This window comes from Vibrio sp. 11986-1-5 (assembly GCF_963878025.1).
In the GTDB taxonomy this organism is placed as follows: Bacteria; Pseudomonadota; Gammaproteobacteria; order Enterobacterales; family Vibrionaceae; genus Vibrio; species Vibrio injensis.
The window spans coordinates 90,066-107,615 of sequence record NZ_CAWNVW010000001.1 but is presented as its reverse complement, the minus strand read 5'-3'; the positions used below and the strand labels follow the sequence as shown (position 1 = coordinate 107,615).

Genomic DNA, 17,550 nt, shown 5'->3' with positions numbered 1-17,550 from the left:
TAACACGATAAAATCAGTGTACCTTGTAGTGTACCTAAAAATCAAAGCTGTTATGAAATCGCATTGGACGCTAGTGGATGCTAAGTTGTTGATTTTGCGTTATCTCAGGCAAGAAAAAAGACGTCCTGAGACGTCTTTAAACTATGAATTGGTGGAGCTGGCGGGATTTGAACCCGCGTCCGAAAATCATTCATCATTGGTACTACATGCTTAGTCGATCTTTAATTTCACCGTCAAACTGCGAACCGACACGCTATCTAATGGCTATCCTGAATTCATTTTAATGCTTTGTCTCTCAGGCGGGAGACGCGGCACGAGCTTGTTTGGTTTTGACTCTCTGTTATTCCCCGTCTTACGAGCGGAAGCTAGGGCAGAAAGGCTCTCAGCAGGGTATTAAGCTGCTAGTGCGTAGTTTTCGTCGTTTGCGACTATTTTTTTGCGGTTTGTTAACGAGGCCTACCGCACCTCGGCATGCACCTCAGACTTCAAAATTCCCGTCGAATCCAGAATCAGCCCCAGAGGTAGTTGGTGCATAGTACCAGAATCAAAGATTCTGTCTAGCATCAAATGGTTAAGTGGTTACAATTAGCGCAATGAACTCTTCATCACTCGTGCTTTTTCTCTTGCCCAGTCTTTTTCTTTGAGGTCATCACGTTTATCGTGCAGTTTTTTACCTTTTGAAACGCCGACTTTGATTTTGACCCAAGAGCGTGACCAGTATAACGACAGTGCTGTTAACGTCATCCCTTCACGATTAATGCGGCCAAACAAGTTATCGAGTTCACGGCGTGAAAGCAGTAATTTTCGAACACGCGTTGGGTTGGCAACCACGTGAGTTGAGGCTTGTTGTAATGGAGTAATCGTCATACCTGAGATAAAGGCTTCGCCGTCTCGCAAGAAAACATAGCTTTCAGCAATATTGGCTTTACCTTGACGGAGGGATTTCACTTCCCAGCCTTGAAGCTCTAAACCTGCTTCCACTTCATCTTCGATAAAGTATTCATGGCGAGCTTTTTTATTGAGCGCGATAGTGCTACTACCCGCTTTTTTCGTTGATTTTTTCTTTACCATAGTGGATGCATTATACGGATTGGTTAAAAGTTAAGGAATGTCTTTCTTTGCGTAGCATAAGGATATCCCTCAGTAACTTCAAGCAGTTCAAGGTGTAATCTTCAGTAAAGCGAGTCGTGAGTGGTATTTTGCGCTTTCTTGAGCGAATTCATTTAGCGAAGTTCGTTGTCTGATGAATCGGATAACTAAGTTTGACAAGAAAAGGTGCTTAGCTTGAGGTGAGCTAGGGATAAAAGTACAATTCGAGCTATCGTAGTCGCTGAGATAAAAGGGGAAATAATGAAGCAAGTCTGTCGCTCAGCTTTAGTATCGTTTAGTGCTGAGCAGATGTTTCATTTAGTCAATGATGTGGCGAGTTATCCTGAGTTTTTACCGGGATGTTCTGGCTCACGCATTTTAGAGTCTTCAGCAGATAAAATGATCGCCTCGGTCGATGTGTCTAAAGCGGGGATCAGCAAAACGTTCACAACGGCAAATGAGCTGTGTCCTGCTAAGTCGATCGTCATGCATTTAGTTGATGGCCCTTTTCAAACTTTGCGTGGAGGTTGGTATTTTACTCCATTGGATGAACACGCGTGTAAGGTTGAGTTGAAGTTAGAGTTTGAATTTTCCAGCAAAATGATTGAACTCGCCTTTGGAAAAATTTTTACAGAGTTGACCAGTAATATGGTTAATGCATTTACCCAACGAGCAAAGCAGGTGTATGCCTTATGAGTATTGAGTCGGATATGATTCATGTGGAAGTGGTTTATGCGTTACCCCATGAGCAGCGGGTGATGACGTTAGTTGTCAATCGTCATATGACGGTAGAAGAAATCATTCAGACATCGGGCATTTTAACTCTTTATCCTGAGATTGATCTCAGCAAAAACAAAGTTGGCGTCTTTAGCCGTAATGTAAAACTGGATGCGACGGTACGAGATCATGACCGAATTGAAATTTACCGTCCTTTGCTCGCCGATCCTAAAGACATTCGTCGTAAGCGTGCTGAGCAAGCCAAATTAGCCAGTTCAAGCGCGACTAAGAAAGCCTAGTCATGGTTTGAGGTTGTGATCACTCGGTGAAATGATGGTTGCTTTAACGACTAAAAAGCCCATCTAAGTTGTCATCAACTGGATGGGCTTTTTGTATATTAATCGTATGTTTCAGACCATCGGCGAGCCGCTTTAATTTAGCGTTTCAAAAAACGAGTCACTCGGCTGAAAATCACCAGACAGTTCAATCAGTTGACCAGCATCGTTAAAGTTAACGATCAGGTTTCTTTGCACGGATGGATTATGGCCGGGAGTATGATGGTAGATATAATACCAAGTGTTAGGAAAGCCATTTTCGATTAACATCGGTGAACCTAAAACAAACCGGACTTGTTCTTTGGTCATACCAAATCGGAGTTGTTCAACAGCTTGTTGCTCAACGTAATTTCCTTGGTTTATATCAATACGATACACCAAACGTTCTAAAACAGAGCAGCCGGATAACATCGTCACGGCAAGAGGGATGGCAACAAGCCATTTGGTTAACTGCATAGGTAATATTCTACTACTGGTAAGTGTCAAAACTAGGGTGATAATAAACAAGCCCAGAGCAGAAGTAAAAACTTCACGCTACTCTGAGCTTGTTCAGACTACAAATTTTGAATTAGGTTGCAAACCTTAGCAGAAAAAATGTTTTTATTAAGCTGCAATCAGTAATTCTTTGGCATTCGCTAAAGTCGATGGCGTGATTTGACTTCCGCCGAGTAAGCGTGCGAGTTCAGCGATTCTTTGTTCTTCACTGAGTTTGACCATTTGCGTTTCGGTCTTGCCGCCTTTGGTTTGTTTGGCAACAAACAGTTGATGATGACCACAACCCGCGACCTGAGGTAGGTGAGTAACACAGAGTACTTGGGTCGACTCACCTAACTTACGTAACATTTTTCCAACCACTGCAGCGGTTGGTCCAGAAATACCAACATCGACTTCATCAAATATTAAGCTCGGAGTGTCAATTTTTTGAGCGGTAATCACTTGAATCGCTAGCGAGATACGTGATAGCTCGCCACCAGAGGCAACTTTGGCAATCGGTTGTAATGGCTGCCCTGGATTGGTTGAGACTAAAAACGTCACATGATCAAACCCAAGCGGTGAAGGTTGTCCTTGATGCTGAACCACGTCAATTTTAAATTGCGCTTTTTCCATACTCAATTCATGCATACTAAGGCTGATCAACTTATCCAGTTCTTTCGCGTAACGGCTGCGTGATTTATGGAGCTTTTCTGCGCAGCTTGCAAACGTTTGGTAGTGGACTGCAACGTCATTTTCTAGCTCTTGGATTTTTTCTTCGGAGCAATCAAGTAAGGCAATTTGCTGTAAAAGTGCTTGATGATGCTGATATAACTCTTCTGGGAGCACATGATGCTTGCGGGCTAGAGAGAGTACACGAGAGTAGCGCTCCTCAACGTAAGACATGCGTTCTGGATCAACATCAATGTGATCCAAATAGGCGCGTAGTTCGTTATTGGTTTCTTCCAGTTGGATCATTGCTTCGTTGAGCATGTTAGGTAGCGAACTTAGTTGGCTGTCCATTTCGGCCAGCTCAATCAAGGTATGGCTGACGGTCTGCAGTAAGTTTAACGCATTCACTTCTTCACTTTCATACAGTAAGTTGATCGCTTTTTGGCAGTTAATAGCTAGATCGCCACTGTTAGATAAACGTTTGTGTTCTTGCTCTAATTCGATGAATTCTTCTTCACCCAGCGCAAGTTCATTAAGTTCTTTGATTTGATATTCAAGAAGCTGTAATTGAGCTTGGTTCTGTTGGCTGTTTTCACGTAACTGTTTTAAATGGTGGTTAACTTGACGCCACTGTTGATAGGCCAGTCGAGTCTGCTTGAGTAGATCAAGATGTCCGGCATATTGATCGAGCATAGCCAGTTGCAATTCGGGTTTCATCAGTTGCTGATGGGCGTGTTGACCGTGAATATTGATCAGCAGTTGACCTAGTGACTTTAGTTGTGAAAGAGGGACTGGACTACCGTTAATAAAGGCCCTTGAACGCCCGTCTTTACTGATGATTCTACGCAAAATACACTCTTTACCATCCAGTAAATCATTATCTTCTAACCATCGTGTGGCGTGCAGATTGTTATCAAGAATAAAAGCGGCGCTGACTTCCGTCTTCTCTTCATCTTGACGCACCATGCTGGCTTCTGCTCGTCCTCCTAGGCACAAACTGAGTGCATCGATGGCAATCGATTTTCCTGCACCGGTTTCACCGGTGATGGTTGTCATGCCTTTAGACAATTCAAGTTGCAGTGATTTGACAATCGCAAAATTATTTACACTAAGATGAGCCAGCATGTGTGCACCTGTATAATTAAACAATACTGTATATAGCAACAGTGTATACTGTTTCTTTATACAGTAAAGTTGTCCAGGCGGAAAAATTTAACTCAGATCACAGCGGATAGTCGGTCAGTACTAAAAGAGCTTACTTGACCAGCCTAATTTATTACGTAACACACGATAATAGCTGTAATCTTTTGGATGAATGAGTCTTAGCACATTTGGGCTTTGGTAAATATGCACTTCATCACCGGGTGAAACAGGCAATGAAACCTGCCCGTCACAACTGACTTCTTGAATCCCTCTATTTTCTGGTGATACAACCAACTTAATGCGTCGATTTCCATCAACCACTAAAGGACGACAGGATAAGGTATGTGGAAACATAGGGACTAAGGTAATCGCATTTAAACTGGGCGATAAAATGGGGCCGCCGCCTGATAATGAATAAGCGGTTGATCCTGTCGGTGTTGAGACAATTAAGCCATCTGAACGCTGTGAAAAGGCGAAGTTGTCATCGATATACACCTCAAATTCGATCATATGCGCGATTTTCCCAGGGTGCAGGACCGCTTCATTGAGCGCCGCATTATGGCTTTTTACTTGGCCATGACGATGAATTTCGGCTTCGAGTAGAAAACGAGTTTCTTCAAGGTAATCACCAGCGAGTACGGCCGTTAATTGTTCTTCAAAGTCATCTGGATTGAGGTCAGTTAAAAAGCCTAGGTTGCCACGGTTGACACCAATCACTGAAATATCAAAGCGTGACAAAACGCGCGCGGCTCCAAGCATGTTGCCATCTCCCCCGACAACGATGGCTAAATCGGCGATCTTGCCAAGTTCGACTAAACTGGCAAAGTGTTCGGCAGGAATGTCAGTCAATAGTTCACGCAAGCGATCGTCAATAAATACTGACTTGCCTATCGAAATAAGCCAAGTGTACAGTTCTTTATGTGTTTGAATTGCTTGTTTATTTCTTGGTTTACCTATGATAGCGATCACGCTAAATGGATTTTTCATACGTTTTCCAACTGAATTAGGCTTGAATCAGAATTCTTCATCCCCATAATAAGGGCAAGTGACGCTTTTATGCGAATTTTTGTGTCAAGAAACCACGATAATATGGTTCTTTTGCACAATCTTGATAGGTATTCTGGAGAGATCATGAGCCAAGAAGAGAAAAAAATCCAAGAAGAAGAGCTACAACAAACAGTAGAAACCGAAGCTGAAGTTGTAGGGACGGATGCCGATATTGACTGGAATCAAGAGGTTGACTCAGAAGAAGGCCAAGAAACGAAAATTGCTCAATTAGAAGCGGCGTTATTAGCAAGTGAAGCGCGTGCCAAAGAAAATCATGAAGCGATGCTGCGTGCCTTGGCCGATGTTGAGAACATGCGCCGTCGCTCCGAGCAAGAAGTTGATAAAGCGCGCAAGTATGCCCTTGGCCGTTTTGTCGAAGAGTTATTGCCTGTGCTGGATAATATCGAGCGTGCGATTGACGCGGCAGATTGTGAAAACGAAGTGATTAAACCTTTCCTTGAAGGTGTTGAGCTAACGCACAAAAGTTTTGTCGATGCAGTGACGAAATTTGGCGTTTCGGTCATTAACCCAGAAGGCGAAACTTTTAATCCTGAGTTCCATCAAGCGATGTCGATTCAAGAAAGTCCAGATCATCCATCGAATACCGTGATGTTTGTGATGCAGAAAGGTTATGAACTTAACGGTCGCGTTGTCCGCCCTGCGATGGTGATGGTTGCCAAATAACGTGGTTGATTAAACGCCGTTATTATTGAAGCGAAGTCAGTGAGGCTTCGCTTCTTGTTTTTAGAGGTTGAGAGAGTGAAGAATACCCAGTTGTCGATGCAAGGGCAGATAACTCGGTATATCGTCATTAAAAATTAGATTTTTTTACTATTCCCCCTTGAAATGCATGGGCTCGCCCTTATCTATGGGGCATAAGAGAAGCAAACATTCACGTTTTTGTTTGTGATCGGGGTTGAATCCCGATTCTCCACCCCCACATAAGGGGTATAGCAAAAAACGAACATAGAATTATTTTGGAGATAGCCTGATGGGTAGAATCATTGGTATTGACTTAGGTACGACAAACTCATGTGTTGCTGTATTGGATGGTAACAAACCTCGTGTGATTGAAAACGCAGAGGGTGAGCGTACAACCCCTTCTGTTATTGCTTATACAGATGGTGAAACCTTGGTTGGTCAGCCAGCCAAACGTCAAGCGGTAACCAACCCTGAAAATACGCTATTTGCAATTAAGCGTCTAATCGGTCGCCGTTTTGAAGATGAAGAAGTTCAGCGCGACATCGAAATCATGCCTTACAAAATCGTTAAGGCTGACAACGGCGATGCGTGGGTTGAAGCTCGTGGCCAAAAAATGGCGGCACCACAAGTCTCTGCTGAAGTTCTGAAAAAAATGAAGAAAACGGCGGAAGACTTTCTTGGTGAGAAAGTCACTGGCGCAGTCATTACTGTACCTGCTTATTTTAACGATGCGCAACGTCAAGCAACTAAAGATGCTGGCCGTATCGCGGGTCTAGAAGTTAAACGTATCATCAACGAACCAACGGCAGCGGCTCTCGCGTATGGTCTAGATAAGCAAGGCGGCGATCGCGTTATCGCGGTTTATGACCTTGGTGGTGGTACTTTCGATATTTCTATCATCGAAATTGACGAAGTTGAAGGCGAGAAAACCTTTGAAGTATTAGCAACTAACGGTGATACCCACCTTGGTGGTGAAGACTTCGATAACCGTATGATCAATTACTTGGTAGATGAGTTCAAGAAAGAGCAAGGCATCAACCTGAAAAGCGATCCACTCGCGATGCAGCGTCTGAAAGAAGCGGCAGAAAAAGCGAAGATCGAACTCTCTTCGGCTCAGCAAACTGACGTTAATCTGCCTTACATTACGGCGGATGCGACTGGTCCTAAACACATGAACATTAAAGTGACTCGTGCGAAACTTGAGTCATTAGTGGAAGACTTGGTACAGCGTTCTCTTGAACCATTAAAAGTTGCACTTGCTGATGCGGATTTGTCAGTAAAAGACATTACCGATGTTATCTTGGTTGGTGGTCAAACACGTATGCCAATGGTTCAGAAGAAAGTGGCTGAATTCTTTGGTAAAGAAGCGCGTAAAGACGTTAACCCAGATGAAGCGGTCGCCGTTGGTGCTGCAGTTCAAGGTGGTGTTCTTGCTGGTGATGTGAAAGACGTTCTACTGCTTGACGTAACCCCTCTGTCTCTTGGTATTGAGACCATGGGTGGGGTAATGACTAAGCTGATTGAGAAAAATACGACCATTCCAACTAAAGCGAATCAAGTATTCTCAACAGCAGAAGATAACCAAAGTGCAGTAACGATTCATGTTTTACAAGGTGAACGTAAGCAAGCGATGTATAACAAGTCGCTAGGTCAATTCAACCTAGAAGGCATTAATGCCGCGCCTCGTGGTATGCCACAAATTGAAGTGACTTTCGATTTGGATGCTGACGGTATCTTGCACGTTTCTGCTAAAGATAAGCAAACTGGTAAAGAGCAAAACATCACTATCCAAGCGTCTGGTGGTTTGAGCGAAGCTGAAATCGAGAAAATGGTTCAAGAAGCGGAAGCAAACAAAGAAGCGGATAAGAAGTTTGAAGAGTTGGCAACCACTCGTAACCAAGCTGACCAAATGATCCACGCAACGCGTAAGCAAGTGGAAGAAGCGGGCGATGCGCTACCTGCCGATGAAAAAGAGAAAATTGAAGCGGCAATTAATGAGCTAGAAACAGCGAAGAAAGGCGAAGATAAAGCCGAGATCGATGCGAAAGTTCAAGCGCTGATGGCAGCTGCTCAAAAACTGATGGAAATTGCTCAGCAACAGGCTCAAGCACAAAATGCGGGCGCTGAACAGCAATCTGCACAAGACGATGTAGTGGATGCTGAGTTTGAAGAAGTGAAAGACGACAAGAAATAAGTTTTCTTGGCTCGGTAGCTTTGTCTACCGAGAGTCTGAAACGGTCTGATTGCGGGCGTTTGGGGGAACTCTAACGCCCGTAAATTTGTGGTGATATCCGTGTCTATAAAGATAAGGGAACCATTAGTAATATTCTTAGCACCTTTATCTATATTGATACAAACACCGAGCGGTAAACCCGTTGGTAGTAATAATTGGTGATTAAAAACATGTCAAAACGTGATTTTTACGAAGTATTAGGCGTTAGCCGTGATGCCTCAGAGCGCGATATTAAAAAGGCCTATAAGCGCCTAGCAATGAAATTCCACCCCGATCGCAATCCGGGTGATGCCAGTGCAGCGGATAAGTTTAAAGAAGTAAAAGAAGCGTACGAAATTCTAACTGATCCGCAAAAGAAAGCGGCCTATGATCAATATGGCCATCGAGCCTTTGAACAAGGCGCTGGTGGCTTTGGCGGTGGTGGCTTTAGTGGTGGTGGTGCCGATTTTGGAGATATCTTCGGCGATGTCTTCGGTGATATTTTTGGCGGTGGTCGCCGTGGCGGTGGTGCTCCTCGTCCACAGCGTGGCGCAGATCTGCGTTACAATATGGAGTTGACCTTAGAAGAAGCGGTTCGTGGCTGCAGTAAAGAGATTGAAGTCCCAACCCTGGTTCATTGTGACTCATGCGATGGAACCGGTGCTAAGAAAGGAACTTCAGCTCAAACCTGTGGAACGTGTCATGGTCACGGACAAGTGCAGATGCGTCAAGGCTTCTTTGCTGTTCAGCAGACCTGTCCTACCTGTCATGGTAAAGGCAAAATCATTAAAGATCCTTGTAATGTTTGTCATGGTCAAGGTCGTAAGCAGAAGACCAAAACCCTTAACGTCAAAATTCCTGCGGGAGTCGACACTGGGGATCGCATCCGTTTAGCCAACGAAGGTGAAGCGGGAGATATGGGCGCACCAGCCGGAGATTTATACGTACAAGTTCATGTTAAAGAACATCACATTTTTGAGCGTGATGGTAATAACTTGTACTGTGAAGTCCCGGTGAGTTTTGCTATGGCCGCTTTAGGTGGTGAAGTTGAAGTACCGACGCTCGATGGGCGAGTGAATCTCAAAGTGCCAGAAGAAACTCAAACCGGACGTATGTTCCGCATGCGTGGTAAAGGGGTTAAGAGTGTTCGTGGCGGTGCTATTGGTGATTTAATTGTCAAATTGGTCGTGGAAACGCCGGTTAAACTCAGCGCACGTCAAAAAGAGTTACTGCGTGAGCTTGAAGACTCTTGTGGTGGAGATGCGGCAAATAAGCATAAACCGAAATCAGAGGGCTTTTTCAACGGCGTTAAAAAGTTTTTTGATGATTTGACCAGTTAATTAGCGCTGTTTTATATAATAAGGCTGGAAAGATGAATTTCCAGCCTTAACTCCCTTTCTGAGCCTCGTCATGCGGTCCTCTATCGTTGTCGGGATTCGTTCACTTCGTTTTTCCCACCAATCACTTGATACTATATTTGTTAGTGACAAGAAGAGAATTTATCCTTGGTTACGATAAATGTGAGATAAATCACCCTAAATCCGCTATAGTGCTCGGCTAATATTAAGAATCATCGGCTGTCTGTTTAAGGAACCCGTTAAATGTCATTTTTATCTCAAGGTTTTGCCCCTGAATTGGTTAAAGCGCTAACAGAATGTGGTTATGAAAAATTAACCCCAATTCAGCAACAAGCGATCCCCGAGGCTCGCAAAGGGCATGATATTTTTGCAACGGCGCAAACCGGTACTGGCAAAACAGCCGCGTTTTCATTACCAGTTATCCAACGCTTATTAGATAGTGGTAAAAAGCCCTCTCCACATACTGCGCGAGCGTTGATCTTAGCGCCAACTCGTGAATTAGCTGCTCAAATCGCTCAAAATATTAAAGACTACGTTAAATATACTTCGCTGAGCGTTACCGCCGTTTACGGTGGCAATAAAATGTCTTCGCAAGTACGTCAACTCGAGAGTGGAGTTGATATCTTGGTCGCAACTCCGGGGCGTTTAGAAGAGCATTTAAGTGAAGGCAATGTCTCACTGGCCAATTTAGAGTTTTTGGTTTTTGATGAAGCGGATCGTATTTTAGATATGGGGTTTATCAACCCAGTACGTAAGATCATGCTGGAAGTTGAAACATCGCCACAAATCATGATGTTCTCAGCGACCACATCAACTCAACTCAACCAATTGGCTGGTGATATTTTACGTAAGCCGAAACGGATTAATGCCGATCGTGTTAATACGACAGCAAGTACTGTTGCGCATGTAGTTTATCCTGTGGATCAAGAACGTAAAACGGAGCTGCTTTCTGAGTTGATTGGCCGTAAAAACTGGCAGCAGGTTTTGGTGTTTGTGAACTACAAAGAAACCGCTAATCAAGTGGTTAAAGAACTCAAATTAGATGGCATTAAAGCGGTGATCTGTCATGGTGATAAAGGACAAAGTGCCCGTCGCCGTGCATTGGATGAATTTAAAGAGGGCAAAGCCCGAGTGATGGTCGCTACGGATGTTGCTGCGCGTGGGTTAGATATTGTCGATCTGCCTCATGTCATTAACTATGATATGCCTTTTTTAGCTGAGGATTATGTGCATCGCATTGGGCGCACTGGTCGGGCGGGTAAGCAAGGTCATGCAGTATCGTTTGTCAGTCGTGAAGAAGAGTTAACACTAATTCAAGTTGAGAAGCTTATTCAGCAACGCATTCGTCGTGTTGAGCAGCCTGGGTATGAACCGAAAAAACGCGATGCTTACCTTGAAAAATTGCAGACGAAAGCGGCTTTTAAAGATCGTCAAGGCCGTCGTAACAACCCGAATGAAGATAAGCCAGATCAAGCTTCTGCTGAACGTCGTTTATCAATGATGAACCGTTTAAAAAAACGCAACAAGTAATTGTACTATGATTGACAAAAAAGCTACTTTAGGTAGCTTTTTTGTTACTTGAAATACGCAAGACAACTGCGGTAGATTAAAGGTTCAATACCACGCCGTAGTTTTTCTTTTCTAACTCTCTTTTTTCATTTGGATCGATCATGACGAGTGCGCTACTTTTCGCTTTTGTGCCGACTTTCTTTTTTGTCTCTATCACTCCCGGTATGTGCATGACATTAGCGCTTAGCTTGGGGATGAGCATTGGTTATCGACGTACCTTATGGATGATGTTCGGCGAACTGATTGGCGTTGCTGTAGTAGCGATAGCGGCAGTATTGGGGATGGCATCCGTTATGCTCAATTATCCTTGGTTATTTACGGTATTTAAAACATTGGGTGCGGCATATCTTGGTTATATCGGGGTTCAAATGTGGCGCTCAAAAGGTAAATTAGCGTTGAATCAAAATGTTGAAACCCCTATTGTTCGTAAAGATTGGGATTTGATTGTCCAAGGCTTTGTGACTGCCATTGCTAATCCCAAAGGGTGGGCGTTTATGATTGCATTATTGCCGCCTTTTATTAATAGCCAAGCTCCGATTGCACCGCAATTGTTCTGGTTGATTTCAATCATCATGATTTCGGAGTTTGTCTGTATGACGATTTACGCAACGGGCGGTAAAGGCTTGAAACATGCTTTAGGTCATACCAATAACGTTCGTTTGATGAACCGGATTTCGGGAACGCTAATGCTCGCAGTCGCAGTCTGGCTTTTGTTGGGGTAATCTTTGCTATAGCTTATCTACTCTTGGCTCGTCTACCAGCATGCCCGAGGCAGGGCTTCTCCACTACTTTTCAGTTCTAATTGATCATATTGTTCTCCGCGACAGGTATCGGTGTTTTGTCCTCTTTGTAGCAGTGGCTTAGCGATGATGGTGTATTGCCTGTTATCGTTAATAGATTTAATGGTAAGTTCAAATCGTTCACTATCGTAGTCACAAAATGAACAGACGCTATTGTTGTCAAATATTTCGTCTATAGGATAACCGTCACTATGGCGATAGTTCTCTTCTAAATAGAGCTGTACTTTGACCATATCAGCCATTACTTGGCGACGGTGCCCCTCTTTCACGTAGTGGCTGTAAGTTGGGTAAGCAATACTTGCCAGCACACCGACGATCACCACGGCAATCATTAATTCGATCAGTGTCATGCCGCCCATCTTTTTGTGCAATTCATTGCATTTATTTATTCGAATCATGTCCATTCGTTCTGTTAACCAATCCTTGCCTAGTGTTGATTACTGTTAATATCGAGGCAAGTTGATTTACGACTATCTCTATGTTTGCAAAGGATTTTGGGAAATGGTTCGCGGCTTTACTCTTTTAGAACTATTAATTACGCTCAGTATTGTGACGCTGATGCTAGCCTTTGCTGCGCCGAGTTATCGTCAGGTAAATCAGCAAATTAAAATGACGGCACTGGCCAATGATTTACATGGCTTTTTTATGCAAGCCAAATCTGAGGCGGTGTTTCGTAACCAAGAGATCTGGGTTCATATAGAGGGGATACCCTCGAATACAGGAGAATGGCGTTTATTACTTTCTAGCCATGAAAATCATTCTACTTTGTCACCAGAAACGATCATTTCTGTCTTGAACGGCGATCGCTATCATAGCTTATCTGTCTCTTATAATAGTCGAATCAATCCAGTTACATTTGAGCCTGTTATGGGCAATCCGACGAGTGCTGGCAGGATTACGATTCAAGGGCAAGGGGGAGGCAGCCAAGGACTTAATGTGAGATTTCATAATGGTGCTGGGCGAGTAAGGATCTGCAGTATTCAAGGAGAGTTGTATGGCTTTTCAGCGTGCTAAATACCGGCAATCGGGGGCCAGCTTAGTTGAATTTATGATAGCTAGCTTAGTAGGCAGCATCGCCTTGGTAATCATAGGTAGTGTCTTTCTCTCTAACCAGCGTGTAGCATTGCAGCGTAGCCAACACATTATGCTTCAGCAACAAATGAGTATGGTGATGTATCAATTGAAACGCGATGTATTACGTGCTGGTTATAATGGTATCAGTAATCATTCAGTCATATTTAGCGATCAAGATGACTTGCTGGCAGTGACCGAAACCTCGATAGGTTATGTCTATTATACCCCTAACTCCTCGTCTGGAAAATTCAGTCATACTTTGTATCGTGTAGGCGACAGAATGTTGAAATATTGCCAAGCAAATAGTGATCAGATCAAAACTCAGCAATCAATAAGCTTACAACGTTGCTATGACTTGTTTGAACCCAAACAAGTCAAAGTGACGGACTTTGTTGTAAAGCGTTTCCCTCTTAACGGTCAGGCGGTACAAAGTGCAGTTATTTCGATTGATGTTAGTGCTTCTTTAGTCGCTAACCCGGAGGTGGCTCATTCGATGCAATTGCACATTACGCAAAGGAATTGGCAATCATGAGGCGTCATCAACAAGGCATCGCGACATTACTGATCACAGCAGTCTTGCTCTCTATTACCTTAGTGATAACTCTTGGCTCGTATAAAAATTTGTTCTATCAAATTAAGAGGGCGCAAAATGAAGTGAGTGCTCGGCAAAGTTATTGGTTAGCAGAAGGTGGCGTTGAATGTTTGTATGCTTATATCGCACAAGATCCTTCTCGCGTGGCTTCCCTTTCTTACGTCGCTAATCACGAGCTAGGTTCGATTTGTAAGCAGCCGCTTGAACTTGATGAATTGTACAGTCAAGCATTGGTTAATAGTGCTTATCGTATTTATTCTCGCGCAGGCTATAGCCAAGTTAATAAGCAATTTTACTTACATTCGCCCGGTACGGGAGCGATTCAAACCAATGCGAATTTACGTTTAGTGGGAAGTTTTGATATCCAACCGGAGGCCGTAGGAGAAGCCGATAACGACGGTTTTTATGATTGCATCGCAGTGCGTTATAAGTATCAAGTTGAGTTTCATCCCAGCTCAGGCAGTGGATTACAGACTCAAGATGCCGATGCTGGTACTAAACCTTGTAAACCTAATAGTAAAACCTCGATAGCAGGTAGCCGTGAAGGAGAATTTAGTACCAAAGATTCGCCAGAGTTTAAAACCGATTTTGTACAAGATAAGCATATTAAGCCGTTTGAGTCTTATTTTGGTCTCGCTTATACCCCTGATAACTATCAAAAAATTAAGAGTGAACATTATCTAATTGAGCTAAATGCTGAGAAGTCGATCAATTGTAGTCATGTTATCCAACAGGCTTTTGAAAGTCATAAGAAAGTTTGGTTGCAGGGGGATTGTTTTATCAATGCTGGCTTCTCAGCACCGAATGGTCGTTCTTTAGTGGTAGAAAACGGTTTATTTGCGACGAATGGAGCTTCAGTGTATGGAGGCGCATTTTTCCATATGGTCGATACGTCTTTGCCTAAGTTTGCTAATTCAGCGACATTATCGAACGCTTGGCAACAAGCACCGTTTTACGAGGCGATAAAGGACTTGTTAACCAGTAATACGGTGTACGTTGATCGTGGTGCTTTTCGACCGGATGGAGGAATCGTGTTTGATGCTGATGGTGCAGAAATAGTGATTGGCGGTGCGTTTGCTTTGCACTATAGATCGAGTAATAACCCCTATGATCGCTTAGAGATCCTTTCATTACAACAAGGGAGCTGGAATGGCTATTAAACAATATGGTTTTAGTTTGATAGAAGTGATGATTGCTTTTCTGCTCATCGGCGTCGGCGCATTGAGTTTAGTTAAGTTGCAAGCCTTTGTTGAGCAGCGTGCAGATTTTGCGCAGCACAGCATTACTGCACTCAACCTTGCTGAGCAAAAATTAGAATGGTTTCGCACCCGTGGTGCTTCAGCCGCGACGGCCAGTTTAGTCGCGAATTATCCTCATGACTTTGTCGATGGGGAGGATAGTAGTCATCCTCTCTACTTGTTGCAGTGGAGCGTACCTTCAACCCAGCTATCCGGAGCATTAAAAACCATTGTTGTTCATGCCACTTGGAAAGACAGGTATGGCAAAGATCAATCTGTCCAACTCAAAACGATGATTTCCCAACACAGCGAGTTCGATTAGAGGTTTTATTGCTTCTTTTTATACAGGTCCAATCAATATATCTTTGCATTATCTACCCTTCTTACTTGAAGCTGCAGCGGTGTTGGCTACGTTCGTTCACCCCAATCGCATAGTTTGTCTATGCTCATGGGGATTCACTCATTCGCCGCCTACCTGCAACTCCAAGTCATTTGGGTATCGACGTTACGATTTATCGCTAGCTTTATACGTTGATTACCCAATTGTAGGGAGTGTTGTTGATGGTTTGTTGATGTAATGTTGCTTTGATATAGCAAGGTTGGGCAAAGTGTCTCTAGATGTTTCAATTGGTTTGGAACTTTGTGCTTCGCCTAGGCTTGTTTTATAGAATCTCATCATGGGCTATGACTCACAATAATTGAGCACAGATATCGATAGGATAACGTCAATAAGATAAATCTATCCAAATGCACACTGTGACTCTGATTAACCAGATATCTCCCTAAACACTTTGGCTTGCCCAGTTAGTGACGAACGAAGATCCATGAATAGGATCGGGAGGAATTTTACCTCGTCATTAATCAGCAAGGGGATAGACACAACATGAATTAGGAACTTCGGATGAGTAATCAAGCGGTAAACTCAGCACCTACGCAACCATCGAGTCGTATGGATCGTTTTTTAAATTTAATTGAGCGGGTGGGCAATAAAATCCCAGACCCTGCGATACTTTTTTTCTGGGCTCTCATTATCGTTTGGGTCGCTTCAGCTTTACTATCGCAGGCAAGCTTCGATTTGATCAATCCTCGTACTGGCGAAGCGCTGCAAGTTAATAATTTATTAACTGGCAAAGAGTTAGCTAACTTTTTAGCCAATATGGTGACAACCTTTACCAGTTTTGCTCCATTAGGCATTGTACTCGTAGCGATGCTTGGGGTTGGCGTTGCTGATTCTTCAGGCTTTATTACTACTGGCTTGAAAAAAATGCTCAACTTTACTCCGGCTCAGTTATTAACGCCGATGTTAATTTTGGTGGCGATTGTCTCACATACAGCAGCTGATGCTGGCTATGTACTGGTTATTCCATTAGGTGGCATTATTTTTCACGCTGCTGGCCGTCATCCACTGGCTGGTATTGCTGCGGCTTTTGCTGGGGTATCCGGTGGTTTTGCCGCGAACTTCGTCCCTTCAGGGATTGATCCGCTACTCGCTGGTTTTACCCAAACCGCGGCGCAAGTGCTGGATCCAACTTACCAAGTAAACCCACTCTCTAATATATTCTTTACCGGATTATCCTCTATCCTAATTGTTGCTATTGGTTGGTATGTTACGGAGAAAATCATTGAACCTCGTTTAAACAGTATGCCGATTGATGAAGATGCGGAAACAGCCCCAGATTTAGGATCATTTTCCGCTATTGAATCTAAGGCGTTTCGTTATGCTGGCGGTGCAATGTTAGTCGGTATTGGATTACTGATCGCGGCTTTATGGCCAGAAACGTCAGCGCTGCGTTCTCCTGAAGGAGAGTTGACCGCTTTTTCTGCACCTGTGATGCGCTCTATTGTCCCGTTGATTTTCATCTTATTTATTATCCCCGGCATTGTTTACGGACGAGTTTCAGGCACGTTTAAAACCAATAATGATGTCATTAAAGCCATGTCCGCCACTATGTCGACCATGGGCGCTTATATCGTAATGGCGTTTTTCTGCGCGCAATTTTTGGCCGCCTTTAGCCAATCAAACATCGGTACTATGCTGGCACTGTATGGCGCGGAAGGGCTAAAAGCGATGAACTTACCCGGACAAGCAACCATTGTCGGGATGATTTTATTGACCGCGATGGTGAACTTGTTGATAGGTTCTGCTTCGGCAAAATGGGCATTAATTGGTCCAATTTTAGTGCCGATGTTGATGGCGGTGGGCATTTCCCCTGAGTTGTCGCAAGCGGCCTATCGGGTGGGGGATTCGGTGTCGAATATCATTTCACCTTTGATGGTCTTCTTCCCATTGGTGGTGGTGTATTGCCAGCGCTATGTGAAAGGAGCAGGGATTGGCACTTTAGCGTCATTAATGATGCCGTACTCCATTGCCATGCTGATTGGTTGGACAATTTTCCTACTAGCCTATTGGGCACTGGGTATTCCTCTGGGTATTCAAGCGCCTTATACCTACTCATTATAATCTAATCGACAGCCGGTGGTTCGTTACCATCAACTATCATAAAATGAGTTTAATCATGAAAGCCTGCTGA

17 protein-coding genes and 1 other RNA gene are annotated in these 17,550 nt (G+C 43.7%); 12 read left to right on the top strand and 6 right to left on the bottom strand.

Annotated features, from left to right (window positions below):
• Nucleotides 1-149 precede the first annotated feature (149 nt).
• Together ssrA and smpB are read right to left on the bottom strand one after the other, a co-directional pair.
• Nucleotides 150-517, bottom strand: a transfer-messenger RNA (tmRNA) gene (gene ssrA, locus AACS00_RS00520).
• Nucleotides 518-585: 68 nt separating this feature from the next.
• A complete protein-coding gene (smpB, locus tag AACS00_RS00515) occupies nucleotides 586-1,071 on the bottom strand; it encodes an SsrA-binding protein SmpB (protein WP_004395790.1) in 486 nt (161 codons plus the stop codon).
• Between the two features lie 279 nt (nucleotides 1,072-1,350).
• On the opposite strand from smpB, the gene AACS00_RS00510 reads away from it, so the two are divergent.
• Together AACS00_RS00510 and AACS00_RS00505 are read left to right on the top strand one after the other, a co-directional pair.
• Nucleotides 1,351-1,785 carry an SRPBCC family protein gene (locus AACS00_RS00510; RefSeq protein WP_072668717.1) on the top strand — a complete coding sequence of 145 codons (435 nt, stop codon included), beginning with the start codon at nucleotides 1,351-1,353 and terminating at the stop codon, nucleotides 1,783-1,785.
• Nucleotides 1,782-2,105 (top strand): RnfH family protein, encoded by a 324-nt coding sequence (locus tag AACS00_RS00505; RefSeq protein WP_072668716.1) that lies wholly within the window; start codon nucleotides 1,782-1,784, stop codon nucleotides 2,103-2,105. Before AACS00_RS00510 ends, AACS00_RS00505 begins: the two co-directional genes overlap by 4 nt.
• A gap of 132 nt (nucleotides 2,106-2,237) precedes the next feature.
• Here the strand turns inward: AACS00_RS00505 and bamE are convergent, their stop codons facing one another.
• The 3 genes from bamE to nadK all read right to left on the bottom strand — a co-directional run bounded on the left by bamE (nucleotide 2,238) and on the right by nadK (nucleotide 5,414).
• Nucleotides 2,238-2,597 carry an outer membrane protein assembly factor BamE gene (bamE, locus tag AACS00_RS00500; RefSeq protein ID WP_072668715.1) on the bottom strand — a complete coding sequence of 120 codons (360 nt, stop codon included), beginning with the start codon at nucleotides 2,595-2,597 and terminating at the stop codon, nucleotides 2,238-2,240.
• 147 nt (nucleotides 2,598-2,744) lie between these two features.
• Nucleotides 2,745-4,409, bottom strand: a complete 1,665-nt coding sequence (gene recN / locus AACS00_RS00495; protein ID WP_110168138.1) for a DNA repair protein RecN — start codon at nucleotides 4,407-4,409, stop codon at nucleotides 2,745-2,747.
• A 120-nt stretch (nucleotides 4,410-4,529) separates the two neighbouring features.
• Nucleotides 4,530-5,414 carry an NAD(+) kinase gene (gene nadK / locus AACS00_RS00490; protein WP_072668713.1) on the bottom strand — a complete coding sequence of 295 codons (885 nt, stop codon included), beginning with the start codon at nucleotides 5,412-5,414 and terminating at the stop codon, nucleotides 4,530-4,532.
• Nucleotides 5,415-5,558: 144 nt separating this feature from the next.
• On the opposite strand from nadK, the gene grpE reads away from it, so the two are divergent.
• The 5 genes from grpE to AACS00_RS00465 all read left to right on the top strand — a co-directional run bounded on the left by grpE (nucleotide 5,559) and on the right by AACS00_RS00465 (nucleotide 12,037).
• Nucleotides 5,559-6,158 carry a nucleotide exchange factor GrpE gene (grpE, locus tag AACS00_RS00485; RefSeq protein ID WP_072668712.1) on the top strand — a complete coding sequence of 200 codons (600 nt, stop codon included), beginning with the start codon at nucleotides 5,559-5,561 and terminating at the stop codon, nucleotides 6,156-6,158.
• Nucleotides 6,159-6,465: 307 nt separating this feature from the next.
• Nucleotides 6,466-8,370 (top strand): molecular chaperone DnaK, encoded by a 1,905-nt coding sequence (gene dnaK, locus AACS00_RS00480; RefSeq protein ID WP_072668711.1) that lies wholly within the window; start codon nucleotides 6,466-6,468, stop codon nucleotides 8,368-8,370.
• Nucleotides 8,371-8,579: 209 nt separating this feature from the next.
• Nucleotides 8,580-9,728 carry a molecular chaperone DnaJ gene (dnaJ, locus tag AACS00_RS00475; RefSeq protein ID WP_072668710.1) on the top strand — a complete coding sequence of 383 codons (1,149 nt, stop codon included), beginning with the start codon at nucleotides 8,580-8,582 and terminating at the stop codon, nucleotides 9,726-9,728.
• A 261-nt stretch (nucleotides 9,729-9,989) separates the two neighbouring features.
• Nucleotides 9,990-11,276 carry a DEAD/DEAH box helicase gene (locus tag AACS00_RS00470; protein WP_110168137.1) on the top strand — a complete coding sequence of 429 codons (1,287 nt, stop codon included), beginning with the start codon at nucleotides 9,990-9,992 and terminating at the stop codon, nucleotides 11,274-11,276.
• 140 nt (nucleotides 11,277-11,416) lie between these two features.
• Nucleotides 11,417-12,037: a LysE family translocator gene (locus AACS00_RS00465; RefSeq protein WP_110168136.1), complete on the top strand. Its 621-nt coding sequence runs from the start codon at nucleotides 11,417-11,419 to the stop codon at nucleotides 12,035-12,037.
• 32 nt (nucleotides 12,038-12,069) lie between these two features.
• Here the strand turns inward: AACS00_RS00465 and AACS00_RS00460 are convergent, their stop codons facing one another.
• Nucleotides 12,070-12,519 carry a type IV pilin protein gene (locus AACS00_RS00460; RefSeq protein ID WP_181397636.1) on the bottom strand — a complete coding sequence of 150 codons (450 nt, stop codon included), beginning with the start codon at nucleotides 12,517-12,519 and terminating at the stop codon, nucleotides 12,070-12,072.
• A gap of 97 nt (nucleotides 12,520-12,616) precedes the next feature.
• Between AACS00_RS00460 and AACS00_RS00455 the strand changes: the two genes are divergently transcribed.
• The 5 genes from AACS00_RS00455 to AACS00_RS00435 all read left to right on the top strand — a co-directional run bounded on the left by AACS00_RS00455 (nucleotide 12,617) and on the right by AACS00_RS00435 (nucleotide 17,480).
• Nucleotides 12,617-13,129 (top strand): GspH/FimT family pseudopilin, encoded by a 513-nt coding sequence (locus tag AACS00_RS00455; protein ID WP_110168135.1) that lies wholly within the window; start codon nucleotides 12,617-12,619, stop codon nucleotides 13,127-13,129.
• Nucleotides 13,110-13,721 (top strand): pilus assembly protein PilW, encoded by a 612-nt coding sequence (locus AACS00_RS00450; RefSeq protein ID WP_258306884.1) that lies wholly within the window; start codon nucleotides 13,110-13,112, stop codon nucleotides 13,719-13,721. The genes AACS00_RS00455 and AACS00_RS00450 overlap by 20 nt, the downstream gene beginning before the upstream one ends.
• Entirely contained in the window at nucleotides 13,718-14,941 is a 1,224-nt protein-coding gene (locus AACS00_RS00445; protein WP_072668704.1) for a hypothetical protein, read from the top strand. Before AACS00_RS00450 ends, AACS00_RS00445 begins: the two co-directional genes overlap by 4 nt.
• Complete coding sequence (locus AACS00_RS00440) at nucleotides 14,931-15,341, top strand: type IV pilus modification PilV family protein (protein WP_110168134.1); 411 nt, start codon at nucleotides 14,931-14,933, stop codon at nucleotides 15,339-15,341. Before AACS00_RS00445 ends, AACS00_RS00440 begins: the two co-directional genes overlap by 11 nt.
• Before the next feature lie 579 nt (nucleotides 15,342-15,920).
• Nucleotides 15,921-17,480, top strand: coding sequence for an AbgT family transporter (locus AACS00_RS00435; protein ID WP_110168132.1), 1,560 nt, complete (start codon nucleotides 15,921-15,923; stop codon nucleotides 17,478-17,480).
• The last annotated feature ends 70 nt before the right edge of the window (nucleotides 17,481-17,550 follow it).

Excerpts from the sequence above, each read along its gene's own strand:
- smpB (WP_004395790.1), bottom strand. The coding sequence starts at position 1,071 with ATGGTAAAGAAAAAATCAACGAAAAAAGCGGGTAGTAGCACTATCGCG.
- AACS00_RS00510 (WP_072668717.1), top strand. The coding sequence starts at position 1,351 with ATGAAGCAAGTCTGTCGCTCAGCTTTAGTATCGTTTAGTGCTGAGCAG.
- AACS00_RS00505 (WP_072668716.1), top strand. The coding sequence starts at position 1,782 with ATGAGTATTGAGTCGGATATGATTCATGTGGAAGTGGTTTATGCGTTA.
- bamE (WP_072668715.1), bottom strand. The coding sequence starts at position 2,597 with ATGCAGTTAACCAAATGGCTTGTTGCCATCCCTCTTGCCGTGACGATG.
- recN (WP_110168138.1), bottom strand. The coding sequence starts at position 4,409 with ATGCTGGCTCATCTTAGTGTAAATAATTTTGCGATTGTCAAATCACTG.
- nadK (WP_072668713.1), bottom strand. The coding sequence starts at position 5,414 with ATGAAAAATCCATTTAGCGTGATCGCTATCATAGGTAAACCAAGAAAT.
- grpE (WP_072668712.1), top strand. The coding sequence starts at position 5,559 with ATGAGCCAAGAAGAGAAAAAAATCCAAGAAGAAGAGCTACAACAAACA.
- dnaK (WP_072668711.1), top strand. The coding sequence starts at position 6,466 with ATGGGTAGAATCATTGGTATTGACTTAGGTACGACAAACTCATGTGTT.
- dnaJ (WP_072668710.1), top strand. The coding sequence starts at position 8,580 with ATGTCAAAACGTGATTTTTACGAAGTATTAGGCGTTAGCCGTGATGCC.
- AACS00_RS00470 (WP_110168137.1), top strand. The coding sequence starts at position 9,990 with ATGTCATTTTTATCTCAAGGTTTTGCCCCTGAATTGGTTAAAGCGCTA.
- AACS00_RS00465 (WP_110168136.1), top strand. The coding sequence starts at position 11,417 with ATGACGAGTGCGCTACTTTTCGCTTTTGTGCCGACTTTCTTTTTTGTC.
- AACS00_RS00460 (WP_181397636.1), bottom strand. The coding sequence starts at position 12,519 with ATGGACATGATTCGAATAAATAAATGCAATGAATTGCACAAAAAGATG.
- AACS00_RS00455 (WP_110168135.1), top strand. The coding sequence starts at position 12,617 with ATGGTTCGCGGCTTTACTCTTTTAGAACTATTAATTACGCTCAGTATT.
- AACS00_RS00450 (WP_258306884.1), top strand. The coding sequence starts at position 13,110 with ATGGCTTTTCAGCGTGCTAAATACCGGCAATCGGGGGCCAGCTTAGTT.
- AACS00_RS00445 (WP_072668704.1), top strand. The coding sequence starts at position 13,718 with ATGAGGCGTCATCAACAAGGCATCGCGACATTACTGATCACAGCAGTC.
- AACS00_RS00440 (WP_110168134.1), top strand. The coding sequence starts at position 14,931 with ATGGCTATTAAACAATATGGTTTTAGTTTGATAGAAGTGATGATTGCT.
- AACS00_RS00435 (WP_110168132.1), top strand. The coding sequence starts at position 15,921 with ATGAGTAATCAAGCGGTAAACTCAGCACCTACGCAACCATCGAGTCGT.